This window comes from Paenibacillus mobilis (genome assembly GCF_058267595.1).
Map to the genome: position 1 here is coordinate 114,257 of NZ_JBZCMS010000012.1, position 16,784 is coordinate 131,040.

Annotated in this window: 12 protein-coding genes and 1 riboswitch; of the genes, 7 read left to right on the forward strand and 5 right to left on the reverse strand. The window is 51.7% G+C overall.

Annotation, left to right across the window (positions count from 1 at the left end; translation table 11 throughout):
- Positions 1 to 13: 13 nt before the first annotated feature.
- Entirely contained in the window at positions 14 to 889 is an 876-nt protein-coding gene (locus tag AC3ZPD_RS19450; protein ID WP_490985932.1) for an IucA/IucC family C-terminal-domain containing protein, read from the forward strand.
- Between the two features lie 120 nt (positions 890 to 1,009).
- On the opposite strand, the gene AC3ZPD_RS19455 is transcribed toward AC3ZPD_RS19450, so the two are convergent.
- From AC3ZPD_RS19455 to AC3ZPD_RS19465, 3 genes are all read right to left on the reverse strand, one after another.
- Positions 1,010 to 1,372 carry a nucleotidyltransferase domain-containing protein gene (locus AC3ZPD_RS19455; protein ID WP_490985933.1) on the reverse strand — a complete coding sequence of 121 codons (363 nt, stop codon included), beginning with the start codon at positions 1,370 to 1,372 and terminating at the stop codon, positions 1,010 to 1,012.
- A gap of 329 nt (positions 1,373 to 1,701) precedes the next feature.
- Positions 1,702 to 2,742, reverse strand: coding sequence for a HEAT repeat domain-containing protein (locus tag AC3ZPD_RS19460; protein WP_490985934.1), 1,041 nt, complete (start codon positions 2,740 to 2,742; stop codon positions 1,702 to 1,704).
- A gap of 138 nt (positions 2,743 to 2,880) precedes the next feature.
- Positions 2,881 to 4,326: a SpoVR family protein gene (locus AC3ZPD_RS19465; RefSeq protein WP_490985935.1), complete on the reverse strand. Its 1,446-nt coding sequence runs from the start codon at positions 4,324 to 4,326 to the stop codon at positions 2,881 to 2,883.
- Between the two features lie 171 nt (positions 4,327 to 4,497).
- On the opposite strand from AC3ZPD_RS19465, the gene AC3ZPD_RS19470 reads away from it, so the two are divergent.
- Together AC3ZPD_RS19470 and AC3ZPD_RS19475 are read left to right on the forward strand one after the other, a co-directional pair.
- Positions 4,498 to 5,016 (forward strand): acyl-CoA thioesterase, encoded by a 519-nt coding sequence (locus tag AC3ZPD_RS19470; RefSeq protein ID WP_068694248.1) that lies wholly within the window; start codon positions 4,498 to 4,500, stop codon positions 5,014 to 5,016.
- A gap of 55 nt (positions 5,017 to 5,071) precedes the next feature.
- The gene (locus tag AC3ZPD_RS19475) at positions 5,072 to 7,393 is read left to right on the forward strand and encodes a helicase C-terminal domain-containing protein (protein ID WP_490985936.1); all 2,322 of its coding nucleotides are present in this window, start codon (positions 5,072 to 5,074) and stop codon (positions 7,391 to 7,393) included.
- Between the two features lie 103 nt (positions 7,394 to 7,496).
- Here AC3ZPD_RS19475 and AC3ZPD_RS19480 read toward each other — a convergent pair whose 3' ends face one another.
- Positions 7,497 to 8,987 carry a peptide MFS transporter gene (locus tag AC3ZPD_RS19480; RefSeq protein ID WP_490985937.1) on the reverse strand — a complete coding sequence of 497 codons (1,491 nt, stop codon included), beginning with the start codon at positions 8,985 to 8,987 and terminating at the stop codon, positions 7,497 to 7,499.
- Between the two features lie 325 nt (positions 8,988 to 9,312).
- Complete coding sequence (yhbH, locus tag AC3ZPD_RS19485; RefSeq protein WP_490985938.1) at positions 9,313 to 10,473, reverse strand: sporulation protein YhbH; 1,161 nt, start codon at positions 10,471 to 10,473, stop codon at positions 9,313 to 9,315.
- A 345-nt stretch (positions 10,474 to 10,818) separates the two neighbouring features.
- On the opposite strand from yhbH, the gene AC3ZPD_RS19490 reads away from it, so the two are divergent.
- The 4 genes from AC3ZPD_RS19490 to thiC all read left to right on the forward strand — a co-directional run bounded on the left by AC3ZPD_RS19490 (position 10,819) and on the right by thiC (position 16,234).
- Entirely contained in the window at positions 10,819 to 12,417 is a 1,599-nt protein-coding gene (locus AC3ZPD_RS19490; protein ID WP_490985939.1) for an amidohydrolase, read from the forward strand.
- Between the two features lie 120 nt (positions 12,418 to 12,537).
- Complete coding sequence (gene sdaAB, locus AC3ZPD_RS19495) at positions 12,538 to 13,347, forward strand: L-serine ammonia-lyase, iron-sulfur-dependent subunit beta (protein WP_490985940.1); 810 nt, start codon at positions 12,538 to 12,540, stop codon at positions 13,345 to 13,347.
- Positions 13,344 to 14,210, forward strand: coding sequence for an L-serine ammonia-lyase, iron-sulfur-dependent, subunit alpha (sdaAA, locus tag AC3ZPD_RS19500; RefSeq protein ID WP_490985941.1), 867 nt, complete (start codon positions 13,344 to 13,346; stop codon positions 14,208 to 14,210). The genes sdaAB and sdaAA overlap by 4 nt, the downstream gene beginning before the upstream one ends.
- Positions 14,211 to 14,295: 85 nt before the next feature.
- A riboswitch (TPP riboswitch) is annotated at positions 14,296 to 14,402 on the forward strand.
- Positions 14,403 to 14,506: 104 nt separating this feature from the next.
- Complete coding sequence (gene thiC / locus AC3ZPD_RS19505) at positions 14,507 to 16,234, forward strand: phosphomethylpyrimidine synthase ThiC (RefSeq protein WP_490985942.1); 1,728 nt, start codon at positions 14,507 to 14,509, stop codon at positions 16,232 to 16,234.
- Positions 16,235 to 16,784 lie beyond the last annotated feature (550 nt).

Here is a 16,784-nt window from a genome sequence, read left to right on the forward strand (position 1 = left end):
GGAGAGAAGGGCCATGCGACCCGATCATAAACAATTCGGCTTCACTGAAAAAGAATGGGCTTATCTGACCGGCCAGCTCAGAATAACGGAGATCCCCTCCGCGAATCTGGACTACAGCATTTCATCCTCTGCTTTGCTGGATGCCGAACCATGTGTTTCCTATTTGCGGCGGGTCAGCGACCACTATCAATCCGCTCCGCTCAGGGTGACCGCTTCCCTGTTTGCCAAACGGTATGCGTTTCTGATCGTATCCGCCGCCCTTTACGCGATGAGTATGTTTAATAAGTCCATCCGTGTGGACATTTCCAGCAGTCATGTGGAGTCGGCCCAGGTGAAGAGCAGCTGGATTCCGAATCTGCGGATAGAACCATTTGCGGCAGACATTTGGCGGGAGGAACCCCGATTAGGGGAGGTGAGCCCGGAGCAAAGCCGGGAGGCGTGGCGGGATCAGGTCATCCGCGGCCTGTTTGCCGAACATCTTGCGCCTGTGTGGGCATCGATTTCCAAAGCTGCCGGGCTTTCGCGAAGCATTTTATGGGAAAATACGGCCATCTATGTCTACGTGTTATATGAGGACCGGATGTTCAAGGAAGTTACCCTTGAGAACCGCCAGCGAATATTAAGCGATTATCGATATTTGATAGAAGAGGCTGGTCCGGAGCTGTTTGGTGAACGCAGAAACCCGCTTGCCCAGTTTTATGGTTTGAAGGATCAGGTATCTTCTATTGACCCTGCATACGCTGCCGCGGAAGAGGGGGGAGCCCAACCGGCAAGGATCCAAAGAATCCGCAAAACCTGCTGCTTCCGGTATCAGATGACCGATCGGCTGAGCGACTGCTGCCCCGGGATTTGTCCGACAGCGCTGCGGTTTGAAAAAAATAAACCTTGAACTCCGGCTGGCACCGGTTCAAGGTTCAAGGTTTGAGGGATATCGTTGGAGGGTATAGGAAGAGGTTATGAATAATTGGACTTTGTGATAGGGACTGCCGATCTGGCCCTATCGGAACTCTCATGTCGAGTTGTGCAGAACATACTCTTTCAGCGCCCGTTTGAATACATACTGCCGGGTCACAGGTTTCCGGTCATAAAGCAGCACGCCGCTGCTGACGATTTGAGCCTTGTGGGCAGGCAATGCCTCGTTGAAATCGACGATCATGACCTCTCTGTCCAGAAAAAGGGATAGTTCCCGGACGGCCTGTGCATGGGCTTCGGATGAAAGCGAGGAGTCGGATAAATAAGCAACATTGACATTGCTGTCCTTCCAAAGCGACTGATTGGCTGCGGAACCGAACAGGACAACGGAATAAGCTTGAAAATGACGGGTAAGACAGCGGACGATCTGAACCTTCTGTTCCTCGGTTAACCCGGCCATAATTTCCACTCCTTCGTTTTCATCATTTCTTGTAATTACCTTATAAAAAAGTGACGGCAATGTAAATGTTTTTAACAACAAAGGGTGATTGGATTATTTTTAAGTCTGTAAAATTACATTTATTAGTAGGGATTTAGTTAGAGTTGTTCTCCGCTTGTCAGATAAAATAACGTAAATATAACTTATTCTTATCGTCGGACGGCCCTTATATCGAAAAAGAAAACCTCTGCAAGCAACAAGCTTGCAGAGGTTTTAGGAAGAATAAGCCAGGTCTACTCACAGTCGGTTCCCATTAACAGTTGATCCGATCCGGATCCTCAAAGGGGGGGTTACAGGAAAGACTTTCTCCATTCCACCAGCTGAGGCAATTCCACTTCATTCATGACACAGTTCAGGTAAAGCGGTTCCCTTAAATCCAGATAATCGTCGTCATAGCCGGCTTCTATCAATTTGACTATGACAGGGATGCTTTGCTTGGAGCCCATAAAGCACAGGCTGGCCGCCAGCTTAGTGGCATGCGTTAAATTCCGTTCCTTCTGAAGGAGGGAAAGAACGGCGGATTCAGCGGCAGGGTCGCTTATGCGCCCTAGGCAGTCGGCGGCATACAGCTTGAAATAATCGTCCTGCTCCTTTGCATAACGTTCGGCGAGCCGGCTCACGACGTCCTCTGACCCGATGCGGACCAAGGCGTCACACGCCTGCTCTGCCAGCAAGTCGTTGGTCGAGGCCAGATAGTCGATGAGCAGCGGCACGGCGGAAGCCAGCTTCATTTTCCCGGCTGTTTGGGTGTAATACACCGACTCATAATTGGCCGTATCCTCCGGATCGGCTTGCTCAAGCTTGCCGATTACGTATTCGGGAGTCAACGCTTGTTTGCTTACGGCTACGTTAACCAGATAATCGAGATAGTCGTATTCCAGATCATCGTAATCCAGCCCCCGGCTGGCCTCGATCATTTGCTGCAGCGTTTCGCGCAGCTGCTCAGGCTCCATCTGCCCGATGCGGATATGTTCTTCGGCTTTCACGCCGGTCTCGTCCTGCAGATTTTGCAGCTCGGCAAGCACCTGCTCCAGCAGCGAAGGAGGGCTGCTTAGCAGCGTTTGCTGAATATGTAGGCGGCTGTTGCCTTTGAGGGAGTTTTTGGTCAGCAGCTTGGCCATTCGGGATACCGTTTCGGCCGATTGCGGAAAAGAGGAAACAAGGTGTAAATAAATCCGGTCCGGCGTGAGGGAGCCGGAGAGCTTGTCCAGCACGCGCTCCATGATGCCTTCGGTATAGTTGAAGCTTTCGGCAAAATATTGGATCGCTCCGTTGCTGACAATATCGTCTGTATGCGTCAGGTAACCTTTGACCTGTTCGGAAGTATACATAGCTTTCTATTCCTTTCTTGTAAACAAGAGTGGCTTTTATTATATCATACAAAAAATCCCCCGGCCCAAACCCGAAAAGGAAGGAGCCGAAGGAATGGAATAAGGGGCGTGGGCGGCTATACCGCCTAGCTAAAAGATTTACAGCATTTTGCGGTAATGTTTTTTGCCGTCGTAACTGAACATGGCTTTTTGGCCCTCGACCACCGTTTCCAGATGTACGGGACGGCCCCAAAGCGTATAAACGTACGGCAAAGTCCGCTCCAGATACTTCAGATCCAGCTCGATGCCCTCATAACGGTGCTGCAGCATCAGCTCGCCGGTGCGTTTGAAGTCGCCGTCGACTACGACGATATAAGGGCTGCCTCCGTTCACGCGGGAGTATACCAGCTGGTCGCGGATATGCTCCCACGTCTTGTCGGTAATTTTCCACTCCGGCCCCTGTTTCTCGAACACGTACAGATCCAGGTCCTTCACCAGATCTTTGGTCAAATAATTGCGGATGAAGGAGGTATCCATATCCAGCTCCCGCACCTCGAAAATTTTCTCCCGCCCTTTGCCGGGCCTCCGGCCGAGCCGGTTTTGCTCCTCTTCGGTCGGTTTATCCCAGCGCCGCTCGATATCCTCGAAGATTTTCAGGCCCAAATAATAGGGATTTAAACTTTGCGTGGACGGCTGAACAACGGACGAATTCAGCTTGGCGTATTCAATCGTTTCTTCGCTCGTCAAATCAAGCTCGCGCATGATCCGCTGATGCCAATAGGAAGCCCAGCCTTCGTTCATGATTTTCGTCTCCATCTGCGGCCAGAAGTAGAGCATTTCATCCCGCAGCATCGTCATGATGTCCCGCTGCCAGTCCTCCAGCACTTCGGAATATTCCTGGATGAACCACATCAGGTCTTTTTCAGGCTCAGGCGGAAAAGGGATCCGCGCAGCTTCGGGATCTTCGGCGGCTTTCGGGGCGCCCAGCTCATCCAGCGACCATAAGTCCTGATAAGCGCCTTCAAAAGGCGTTTGTTTGGCTTCCTTTTTAGCTTCCCTGAGTTTTTCCTCGGTATAACGGCGTTTATCGAGCTTGCGGGGTTTAATGATTTGAGGGTCGACATGCTCCTGGATCGACAGGACGGCATCAATAAATTTTTCGACGTTTTCAGCCCCGTAGGTTAATTCATATTGGGCGATCCGCTCCGCCGTGGCGGACATGCTTTCCACCATATTCCGGTTGGAGACGGAGAACCGGACGTTATTTTTAAAGAAATCGCAGTGTGCGAGCACATGGGCCACGATCAGCTTGTTCTGGACCAGGGAGTTGCCGTCGAGCAGAAAAGCGTAGCAGGGATTGGAATTGATCACCAGCTCATAGATTTTGCTAAGCCCGAGGTCGTATTGCATCTTCATTTTATTGAAGCTTTTGCCGAAGCTCCAGTGGCTGAAGCGGGTCGGCATGCCGTAAGCGCCAAACGTATAAATGATATCCGACGGGCAGATTTCATAACGCATAGGATAAAAATCAAGACCGAAGCCTTCGGCAATTTCGGTGATCTGGTCGATCGACCGTTCCAGCTCGCTGATTTCGTCCTGTATCATTTTTGGGATCCCTCCGTAAGGTCTTATTTGGTCTATTTATGTTTATGGACGGGAAGCCTTGAACATGACTATGCCTTTACCCTCATTCGGTGTAAATGAGGAAATGTAGTATAATCGTGAAGTCAAAGACTGCCTGACCGGCAGCAAACAGGAGAGAAGGAAGCGAAGGATATGGAGCGGACCCGAAAGTTCGTAAGAGAAACCCGCTGTTTTAAAACGGCGAGAGTGTTTCCAAGTGACGTTAACAATCACAATACTTTGTTTGGCGGAAAATTAATGGCTTATATCGACGACATCGCTTCGATCGCGGCGGCCAAATTTTGCAGGGCGAACACGGTGACAGCCTCGACCGACTCGGTCGACTTCCTGCACCCGATCGCTCCGGAGGATTCGGTGCTGCTGGAGGCGTTTGTGACCTGGTCAGGGCACAGCTCGATGGAGATTTTTGTGAAGGTGATTCGCGAGAATTTGAGAACCGGGGATAAAAGGATTGCCGCAACGGCATTTCTGACGTTTGTGGCGTTTGACGAGCAGGATCAAAAAATGCAGGTGCCGCTCATCGTTCCGGAGACGGAAGAAGAGGTCAAGCTGCACCAGACCGCTCCGGACCGGGCGGAGCAGCGCCGTTACCGCCGCGAGGCCAGCCGGGAGCTGGCTTCATTCCTGACAACGGATTATCCTTGGGAATAAACGGCTTCAGCAGGAAACAGGAGAGAGTTGAAAATGTCAGGCAGGTGAAGTTTTTTTGTCATACGAAATAGCGATTTCCGTCAGGCCATTGGTGGAGTATGTCTACCGGAGCGGCAGTATCACGGGCGGTTTCCGGACCAATGCCACGATGCAGGAGGGAACCCGGATTCATCAGAGCATCCAGAAAACCTATGCCGAGACGGATCAGAAGGAAGTGTTTCTGTCTGCCGAAATCCCTTATGGCGATTTACTGTTTAAGATAGAAGGACGCAGCGATGGACTCATCCAGCTAGATGGTCAATGGACGATTGACGAGATAAAATCCACGGCTGCGCCGCTTCAGGATCTGGAAGGCGGGCTTCCGGTACACTGGGCTCAAGGCAAATTATATGCCTATATGTATGCCAAAGCGGAAGGCCTGCCGGGGATGCAGGTCCAGCTCACCTACGTGCGGACTGGGAGCGGAGAGCAAAAGAAGCTGCTCGTTTCTCATACCTTCGGGGAGCTGGAAGCCTATACGCTGGAAGTGATCGCGGCTTATGCGCCGTACGCGGAAATGCTGAGACGGCATGAAGAGGAGAGGAACGGATCGATTGCCGGGCTTCCGTTTCCTTTCCCGTCTTACCGTGCGGGCCAGCGCAAGCTTGCGGGAGCGGTTTTTAAAACGATCCAGGAAGGCGCGGGTCTTATGGCCAAGGCGCCAACGGGCATCGGGAAAACGATGTCCACCTTGTTTCCGGCCGTCAAAGCGGTCGGGGCAGGGCATATCAATAAGATTTTTTATTTAACGGCACGGACGACGACGCGGACAACGGCTGAAGAAGCCTTTTTCCGAATGCAGGCCCAAGGTCTTCATCTGAACTCGGTGACGATTACGGCAAAGGACAAGATTTGCTTTAAGGCAGAGGAAGCCTGTGATGCCGGGCAATGCAGCCTCTGCGAAGGTTATTACGACCGGATTAACGAAGCGGTGCTGGATATTATGCAAAATGAAACGCTGATGACGAGGCCCGTCATCGAGGCTTATGCACGTAAACATCGGGTTTGCCCGTTTGAATATTCCCTCGATATTGCTTACGCCGCCGATGCCGTGGTCTGCGATTATAATTATATTTTTGATCCGCGGGTGTCCCTTAAGCGGATGTTCGAGGAACAGAAGAAACAAACGGCAGTCCTTGTGGACGAGGCCCATAATTTGGTCGACCGGGGCCGGAATATGTTTTCCGCCGAGCTGGTTAAATCGGTGTTTCTCAGCATCAAAAGCGAATACAAAACAGCCAACGAAGGGGTTTCGCAGGCGGCGGGGGAGGTTAACTCTTTCCTTGCCGCGATCAAAAATAACTGCAGCAGCGAAGGGCGTATCATTCAGGCCGAAATGCCGGAAGAGCTGATCAAAAAGCTGGAGAAATTCGCGGAGACGGCCGAATTGGAGCTGGTGGTTAACGGAGCGGTGTCCCGGGTTAGCGCCGAGGCGCAGGAAGAACTGCTGAACACTTATTTTATGGCGCAAAATTTCATTCGGATGGCTAAGCTGTATGATGACCATTATTTAACGTATGCCGAAATTATCCGTACCGAATTTCGAATCAAGCTGTTTTGCCTGGATCCTTCGGAGCTGCTCCGCCAGGCCGGTAAAGGTTACCGCTCTATCATTTATTTCTCGGCTACGCTGTCTCCGATGAGCTATTACCGGGATATGCTGGGGGCGGATAAAGAAGATTATACGCTCAGCATTCCTTCGCCGTTCCGCAAAGAACAGCTGGATGTACGGCTTGTTCCGCTTTCGGTCAGATACAATGACCGTGAGAGTTCAAAAAGGACGATCGCCAGACTGCTTCAGCGGGTTTGCGAGGAAAGAAGCGGCAGCAATTTGCTGGTATTTTTCCCGTCCTATTCTTATATGCAGGAGGTTTACGATACTTATGTACAGGAGGAGGGCGTGGGCGTGGATACGATTCTGCAGCAATCCTCCATGTCGGAGGAGGAACGGGAAACGTTTCTGTCCGGCTTTCAGCCGAATCCCGCGCGGACCCGGCTTGGTTTTGCCGTACTGGGCGGGATTTTCTCGGAAGGGGTCGACCTGCCCGGAGACCGCCTGAACGGAGTGATCGTGGTTGGCACAGGCCTTCCGCAAATTGGCCTCGAGAACAATATGCTTAGGGATTATTTTAACCAGACGGGACGCAACGGCTTTAATTATGCTTATGTTTTTCCCGGGATGAACAAAGTGCTCCAGGCCGGCGGCAGGCTCATCCGTACCGAACAGGACGAAGGCGTGCTGGTGCTGGTGGATGACCGTTTTGCGCAGGAGCCTTACCGTTCCCTGCTGCCCGAAGAGTGGCGGGGATATAAGCTGGTTCCTCCTTCTTCTTTTTGACTTCTGAAAAACAAAAACCATGACCCTGAGTTGAACAGGATCATGGTTTTTTTTGCGCTGCATTTCCTGGCGGCGTAATGTTTATTGATCGGGATGCTTGCTTTTATTTGATACCTTTCATCGCTCTTTGAATAATCGGAGAGATGGCGAACAAAACCACACTAAGTATAATCGAGATAACCCCGATAATACCGAAATAGGCCATTTCAGATTCCGGCGAATACAGCTTGACGACCTGGGCATTGATGGCCTGAGCGGCTGCATTGGTCAGGAACCATAAGCTCATCGTTTGGGCAGAGAACGCTGCCGGGGCCAGTTTGGTCGTAGCCGACAAACCTACAGGGGACAAGCAAAGCTCGCCAATCACGACGATCAGGTAGCTGAGCACGAGCCACAGCGGATTTACCAGGCTGTCGCTTCCGCCGAAATAAGCCGGGAGCAGGATAACCAGGAAAGATAATCCCGCGAACAAAAGCCCAAGAGAAAATTTCTTAGCCACAGAGGGCTGCCGGTTGCCGAGCTTGACCCAGATCCAGGCAAATACAGGTGCCAGAATGATGATGAACAGCGGGTTCAGCGACTGAAACCAGGCCGGGGTAAGCGTAATTCCCGCAAAATGCAGCTGGGTCCGTTCTTTGGCATAAGCGGCAAGGATCGTAGAGCCTTGCTCTTGAATGGCCCAGAACATGACGGACGCGATAAAGAGCGGAATATAAGCCAAAATCCGGGAACGTTCCACACCGGAGGTTTTTGGGCTGTGGTACATCACAATAAAATATACGGCCGGGATGATAATCCCCAGAATCCCTACCAGAAGTATAAACCGGTCAAAGGTGAGAAGCCCTGCTGCAATTGCGAGAACAACCAGAACCGCAACAATAACAACACCAGCCGTGAGCCAGGTATATACTTTTTTCTTCTCGTCAGGAGCCAGCGGGTTTGCCACAACGGTACCTGCCAAAGCCAGGTTGTTTTTCCTGGTTAACATAAATACGACAAGTCCAAGGAACATCCCTACAGCTGCCACTCCGAAACCGAGGTGATAGTTATAATTGCCGAGCGTACCTACAATCAGCGGGGAAAGGAAGCCCCCCAAGTTAATCCCCATGTAAAAAATACTGAATCCGGCATCGCGGCGCTCATCCTGCGGAGCATAAATTTCTCCGACAACGCTCGATACATTCGGCTTAAGCAAACCGGTACCCAGCACGATCAGCACCATGGACGTGAAGAACATCGCCGTGCTGCCTGGAATCGCAAGCACGATATGGCCGAACATAATCAGCACGCCCCCGAAAAAGACCGCCCTGGAGGTCCCGAAGATCCGGTCCGCAAGCCAACCGCCGATAATGCCCGACATGTATACCAGTGAACCATAGATTGACATAATAGACAGAGCGGTGGTTTCGTCTATACCGAGACCGCCATTGGATATGGTGTCATACATATAGTATAGAAGAATAGCTCTCATTCCATAATAAGAGAACCGTTCCCAGAACTCTGTAAAGAAGAGGGTAAACAACCCTTTAGGGTGTCCGAAGAAACCCTTCTGCGGGACGCTGTCCGCAATCTCCTGTTTTGTGATATCTGCCATGAAATAACCTCCTGCTGCATTTGCTTTCACTTGATGTTCTGCCCGTAAGAAAATAAAAGGCAGTAAAATCAAAATTATACATCCTGGGAACGGATTTAGCCAGTGTGTATATATTTACGTAGGACAAGTCCTGTAAGGGCTCCGAGCAACTGCCCTCCGTTATTTATACCCATCTACAAAAGGAATTAACAGAGCATTCCATAATTCTCGCAGCGGGTTTATAAAGAGAAAAGACCCCAACATCCACATCGCTATGGAGGCTGAGGTTCTTTTATCGCCAATCTTAATCTTTTAAAAATGTTTATTCCCGGTTTTGCTTTCGTATTTAAACCCCGACTTCCTGCTTCTGAAAAAAATGCTTAAGCGCCTTATAAACCTCGCCGCGCTCTTTGATGATGTAATGCATAAACTCCGGCTTTTTGATGTTCCGGTAAGCCGACATCAGCGTGCTGCTGCGGTTGTACTGGTTCACCTCGCCATAGCCGAACATGTTGCTCCGCTTGAGCAGCTCGTCGATCAGCTTCACGCACCGTTCGTTGTCGGACGTCAGGTTGTCGCCGTCCGAGAAATGGAACGGATAAATGTTGTAGCTCGATGTCGGAAAACGGCTGTCGATGATCTCCAGCGCTTTCAGGTAAGCGGAGGAGCAGATCGTGCCGCCGCTTTCGCCGCGGTTGAAGAAATCCTCCTCCGTAACTTCCTTGGCTTCCGTATGGTGGGCAATAAAAACGATCTCCACCTTTTCGTACTGCTTCCGCAAAAAACGCGTCATCCAGAAGAAAAAGCTGCGGGCGCAGTATTTTTCGAAAGAACCCATCGACCCCGAGGTGTCCATCATGGCGATAATCACCGCGTTGGACCGGGGCACCACGATTTCCTCCCAGGTCTTGTAGCGCAGATCGTCCGGCGAAATGCCGTGAATGCCCGGCTGGCCCTGCCTGGAGTTGCGGCGCAGGTTTTCGAGGATCGTCCGTTTCTTGTCGATGTTGGACATGATGCCTTTTTTGCGGATGTCGTTGAAACGGATCGCTTCGGTTTCGACCTCTTGTTTGTCTTTCTCCTTTAGATGGGGCAGCTCAAGCTCGCTGAATAAAATCTCTTCCAAATCCTCGATATTGACCTCGGCTTCCACGACGTCGTCGCCCGGCTGGTCGCCGGCTTCGCCGCCTTTGCCGGGCTTGCCCGCTTTTCCCGGACGTTCCCTGGCCAGCACATCCCCGACCTCGGAGCTGCCGTCCCCCTGGCCGACATGTTTTTGCTTGTTGAAATTATGGACAAACCGGTATTCCTCCAGGTTGCGCAGCGGAATTTTGACGATCTGCTTGCCGTCGGACATGATAATGTTTTCTTCGGACACTAGATCGGAAAGGTTTTCTTTGATCGCTTCCTTGATTTTTTGCTGATGGCGCTGCTGATCCTGATATCCTTTCCGGTGCAAAGACCAATCCTCGCGGGAAACCACAAATTGATGCGATGAAGACGACACTTGCGACACCTCCCCGGTTGAAGTCAACAGCCTATGACAATAAAACGATTGTAAATAAAGTATATTCGCGAGAGTGCCTGATATGTGAGGGAGTTCGCCCCATAAACCGCTCCGCTTAAAAATTTCTTCCTTAATATAACCGCGAAATCTCTCTTGATCTCCCTGATAAAAAAGCCGAATGAACGTTTTCCGCCGTTTGTTTCGTGGCCGGTTTTAACGCGCGAAAGCACCACCTTTCTGTTTGGCCGGACGAGAGTTATAATCAATTGAGGTTTCTTTAGGGGAATTGATTTCAGTCGATTGGATATCCATGGGTTTAGCGATGATATAAGGAGACGGTATAGGATGACGGCTAATTTATTTAAGAACGGCATTTTTCCATTCGCGGCCGGAGCGGGCCAGGCGGATGCTGTATATGTGGAAAACGGGATCATCAAAGCGATCGGACAAGCTTCCGAGCTGGAGCTGCAGCTGTCCGGCAAGAATTATAAGGTGGTGGATTGGGAACGAGCTTATGTGCTGCCCGGTCTTGTCGACTCCCACATGCACCTGGGGATGTATGGCATGAAGCTGAGCATGCTGGATTTTACCGGCGTAACGTCCAAAGCCGAAATGCTGAACCTGATCCGGGAACGGGCAGCCGTGACGCCGGAAGGGGAATGGATCACGGGCCTCAACTGGAATGAAAATGAGTTCACTCCGGCGGAGGCGCCCACCCGGCAGGAGCTGGATGAAGTGACGGACCGCCACCCGGTATTTTTGACACGTACTTGCTTCCATGCCTTTTTGGGCAATTCGCAGGCTTTTCGCCGCGCGGGAATTGGTGAAGGGACGCTGGATCCGGCTTCGGGGGCGTTTGGCCGCCATGTAGACGGAAGTTTTAACGGCTGGATTTACGAGGAGGCTTGTTATCCCTTTGAGAAGGTGCAGCCCGAACCGGATTATGAGACGAAAAAGGCAGCCATCCGCCGCGCCAGCCTGGATGCGCTCAGACTTGGTTTGACGGGTGCGCATACGGAGGATTTGCGCTTTTTTGGCAGCGTGGAGACGATGCTGCGCATTCACCGCGAGCTGCGGGAGGAAGGGTTGGCCTTCCGCTCCCATCAGCTAATGTTCCATGTTTATATGGAAGAAACGGCTGCTTTGGGCGTCAAAGCGGGCAGCGGGGATGAATGGCTGAGGATCGGCGCGATGAAAATTTTTGCGGATGGCGCCATCGGCGGCCGAACCGCTCTCCTGCAGCAGCCTTACAGCGATGCGCCGGATACGAAAGGGATGGCGATTCAAACCGCCGAGCAGCTTCATGAGCTTGTGGCTATGGCCCGCCGTCTGGGTTATCCGATAGCGGTTCATGCGATTGGCGACGGAGCGGCGGATCTGACCTTGGGAGCGATGGAAAAACTTCCGCTCGGCAGCGCCTCCGGCCTGCCTGACCGCTTCATCCATGCCCAGGTGCTGAACCGTTCCCTGCTGGAACGGATGAGCAAGCTGCCGCTGATTGCGGACATTCAGCCGCGGTTTGTCGCCAGCGATTTTCCGTGGGTGCTCGAGCGGGTTGGCCCGGATCGCCAGGACGTCCTGTACGCCTGGAAAACATTGATGGAAGCCGGCGTTGTTTGCGCCGGAGGCAGCGATGCGCCGATCGAGCCGCTGGATCCTTTCCTCGGCATGCACGCTGCGGTTACGAGACGCAGACCGGGACAGCGGGGTGAAGGTTACCTGCCGCATGAATGTTTGACGACGGCGCAGGCCCTGCATCTGTTTACGATGGGAAGCGCCGCAGCCGTTGCCGAACAGAAACAGCGGGGCAGCATCGAGGTCGGAAAATACGCCGACTTCACCGTCATCGATCGGAACATTGCCGGGGATCCGGAAGCCCTGCTGAAGGCACAGGTAAAAATGTCCATCGTCAATGGACAAATTGCCTATTCAGCTAACCGGTAAAAAGCTATAATAAAGGGGACGGCCGGGGTGTTCCCGGCATATTTTAAGAAAAAGGCTTATTGTCCGTTGCGGAGCAAATGTATACGACCAGCGGGCAGTATTTCGCGGAGGCTTCAGGTTATGCGGTTTAAAGATGTTTTTTCGATTATTGGGCCCGTTATGGTAGGCCCGTCAAGTTCACATACGGCTGGAGCCGCCAGAATTGGACGATCAGCCCGGCATTTGTACGGAAAACTTCCGGAGAAAGCGGTGATCGTTTTTTACGGATCATTTGCGGCCACTTATCAAGGGCACGGGACGGATCGGGCGATCGTAGGCGGCCTTCTGGATTATGACACCGATGACCCCCGGATCCCGATGGCGCTTGAATACGCCAGGCTGTCGCGTTTGGAGGTTTCCTTCGAGGAAGGCCGCGGCGTTGTGCGGCATCCCAATACGGCGAAATTGATTTTATCCGACCGGGACGGCAGCCATGAACTGACCTTGACCGGAATTTCCATCGGCGGCGGGAACATTGAAATCATTGAGATCAACGGCTTCAATATTAAAATGACGGGCATTTACCCGACGCTTGTCATTCAGCATTTGGACCATCCCGGCGTGCTGGCTTACATCACGCAAACGTTAAGTCTGAAAGGGACCAATATCGCCCATATGTCCGTGGATCGTAAAAATAGAAGCGGCAACGCCATGACAGTGGTTGAAATTGACGGGGAAATTAAAGAGGAAGCCGTGGCGCAAATCGGCAAAATGGACGCGTTGATTTCCATCGGCATTATCGATCTGTCGCAGGGCACCCTACTAACAGAGGAAGAGCTTTCAAACGAGTCCGCGGATTCACCTTTGGCGGGTTTGCCTACCGAGGCCGGTTTTTCGCGTCAATCCCAGTCCAACCAGGAACGGGAAGCATCTGAGGAGGAGAAAAAATGAATTTTACAACATTAAACGAGCTGGCCGCGTTGTGCGAAGCAAAAAACCTGACCATCGGCCAATTGATGCTGGAGGAGCAAAGCCAGGAATCGGGGCGTACGCCTGAAGCCGAGTTTTCGACCATGGCCCAATATTACGAAGTGATGAAAGAAGCCGTGCATAAAGGTTTAAATGAAGATACGACCTCGCCTAGCGGATTAACGGGAATGGATGCGCAGCGGGTAATCGGCTACGGGAATCAGTCTGAAATGAACCTTGGCGGAGCGGCTGGAGAGGTCATGGCGTATGCGCTGGCCGTTTCCGAGGTTAATGCGTCTATGGGGCGGATCGTGGCTACTCCAACCGCGGGCTCCTGCGGGGTCATTCCCGGCGTTTTTGTCAGCAGTCAAAAAAGATTCGGCTGGACCGATGAGCACATGGTCTACGGATTGTTTGCCGCCGGCGCCATCGGCTACGTGATTGCGAACAATTCGTTTATCTCCGGCGCTGAAGGCGGCTGCCAGGCCGAGATCGGTTCCGCCATCGGCATGGCGGCGGGGGCCTTGGTTGAGCTCAGGGGCGGAACGCCCGCTCAAGCGGTTCATGCCGTTGGTCTTGCTTTGAAAAATACGCTCGGCCTCATCTGCGATCCCGTGGCCGGCCTGGTGGAAGTGCCCTGCATCGTCCGAAACGGATTTGGGGCGGTAACGGCGCTTGCAGCTGCAGATATGGCCCTCGCCGGTGTCCGCAGCGTCATTCCATCCGACGAAGTGATTCAAGTCATGATGGAGGTAGGCTCCTCCATGCCGGAGAAACACCGGGAGACGGCCAAAGGCGGCTTGGCTCAAACGCCGACAGGGCGAAAAATCATGCAGGAATTATAAGAGATGTAAATCTGAATATAAGAGCTACTGAAATTAAAATTTACAAATAATAGAATTTGAGGTAATATATCTACAAGCTAAATAAGATATCCACTAGGGGAGCCTGAATGGGCTGAGACGGAAAAATTGAATTTCCGGACCCTTGAACCTGATCTGGATCATACCAGCGTAGGAAAGTGGAGCCGGACTTTTTTTGCTATAGCCGTATTGGCTGCCCGTAGATAAAGCCGCTCCAGGTGGGGCGGCTTTTTTATGCGTTCTCTTATTTGCTTACATCCAAATAGGAGGGGAATATCATGTCTGAAAATGGAAAAAAGAATGAGGTTAATTTGTCGGCTTTTCCGGGTAGCCGTAAAGTGTATGTGGAGGGCTCACGCCCGGATATCCGCGTTCCCATGCGGGAGATTGGCTTAAGCCCTACTTCCGGTGCCGCGGGGATTCAAGAAAATGAGCCGATGAGAGTTTATGATACGAGCGGCGTGTATACCGACAGCGAAACGCTGGCCGATATCCGCAAGGGGTTGTCCCGCCACCGCTTTTCCTGGATCGAGGAGCGCGGGGATACCGAAGCGTACACGGGGAGAGCCGTGAAGCCTGAAGATGACGGGCATGGGACGGGGGAGATTTTTCCGGGTATGCAGCATCGTCCGCTTAGAGCTAAACCGGGCAGAAACGTCAGCCAGCTGCATTATGCACGAAGAGGCGTTGTTACGCCGGAGATGGAATACGTGGCTATCCGCGAGAATGTGGCTCCCGAATTTGTCAGGGAAGAGATAGCCGCAGGGCGGGCGATCCTGCCATCCAACATTAATCATCCGGAAAGTGAACCGATGATCATCGGCCGCAATTTCCTGGTTAAGATTAATGCCAACATCGGCAATTCCGCTGTGTCTTCTTCGATAGAGGAAGAGGTGGAAAAGATGAGGTGGGCCACCCGCTGGGGAGCTGATACGATCATGGATCTTTCAACGGGCCGGAATATCCACAGTACGAGGGAATGGATTATCCGGAATTCGCCGGTGCCGATCGGGACGGTACCTATTTATCAAGCTTTGGAGAAGGTGAATGGGAAAGCGGAGGATTTGACCTGGGAGATTTATCGGGACACGCTGATTGAGCAGGCGGAGCAAGGGGTGGATTATTTTACGATTCATGCGGGCGTGCTGCTTCGTTATGTTCCGCTGACAGTGGGGAGGATGACGGGGATTGTCTCCCGGGGAGGCTCCATTATGGCAGCCTGGTGCCTGGCGCACCATCAGGAAAATTTCCTTTATACTCATTTTGAAGATATTTGCGAGATTATGAAGACGTATGATGTGGCTTTCTCTTTAGGAGACGGACTGCGGCCCGGTTCCATTGCCGACGCCAATGACGAAGCCCAGTTCGCCGAACTGGAGACGTTGGGTGAGCTTACGGAGATAGCATGGAAACATGATGTTCAGGTGATGATAGAAGGTCCAGGGCATGTACCCATGCACAAAATCAAAGAAAATATGGACAAGCAGCTGGAGATATGCCAAGAAGCCCCTTTTTATACGCTTGGCCCGCTGACTACGGATATTGCTCCGGGTTACGACCATATTACCTCCGCGATTGGCGCGGCGATGATCGGCTGGTTCGGAACGGCGATGCTTTGTTACGTGACGCCGAAGGAGCATTTGGGGCTGCCGAATAAAAAGGATGTGCGCGAAGGGGTTATTGCCTATAAAATCGCAGCGCATGCCGCTGACTTGGCTAAAGGACATCCCGGCGCGCAGGATCGGGACAACGCCCTTTCCAAAGCGCGTTTTGAATTCCGCTGGCGCGATCAGTTCCATCTCTCGCTCGATCCGGAACGCGCGCTCGAATATCATGATGAGACTCTTCCGGCGGAAGGAGCGAAGACGGCGCATTTTTGTTCGATGTGTGGTCCAAAGTTCTGCAGCATGCGGATTTCGCACGACCTCCGCGATTCCGCTGCCGAAGCCGGGATGCGGGATAAAGCGGCAGAGTTTAAAGATGGGGGAAGCGTAATCTATAAATAGAAGTGTATTAAGGGACAAGGAGAGAACTCAAAGAATTTAAAGAATTCAAACCTTTGTTCAGAACCATCCATGGAAGGGTGGTTCTGATTTTTGATGTGAAGGGAATAACGGAAGCGAAGATTGCAGAACATAAATTTCAGATCAGAAAACACTTGCTAAATGATTTTGATCTGTGGTATATTCTTATTCCGGCCAATTGAACACAAGCTGTTTGGACGGTCGGCTAACGAGCAGAACTGATGGGAAGGGAAAAACTTCTAAGAAAAAAGTTCTTGCAAAGTTGGTTGATAGGTGGTAAGATATAAGAGTTGCTGCTGAGAATGAAAACAGCAACGAAATGAAAAGTTTGATCTTTGAAAACTGAACAACGAGTGAGAAATAAATGAGATACATTGGGGATGAAATTCAAATCCATTTGGATTTGAATTTCGCTCCGATCTCGTCAGATTCAAAATGAGCTAAACAAACACTTTTAAATGGAAAACCTACCGCCTTCGGGTGGCAGGAACCTTCCATCTTTTATGGAGAGTTTGATCCTGGCTCAGGACGA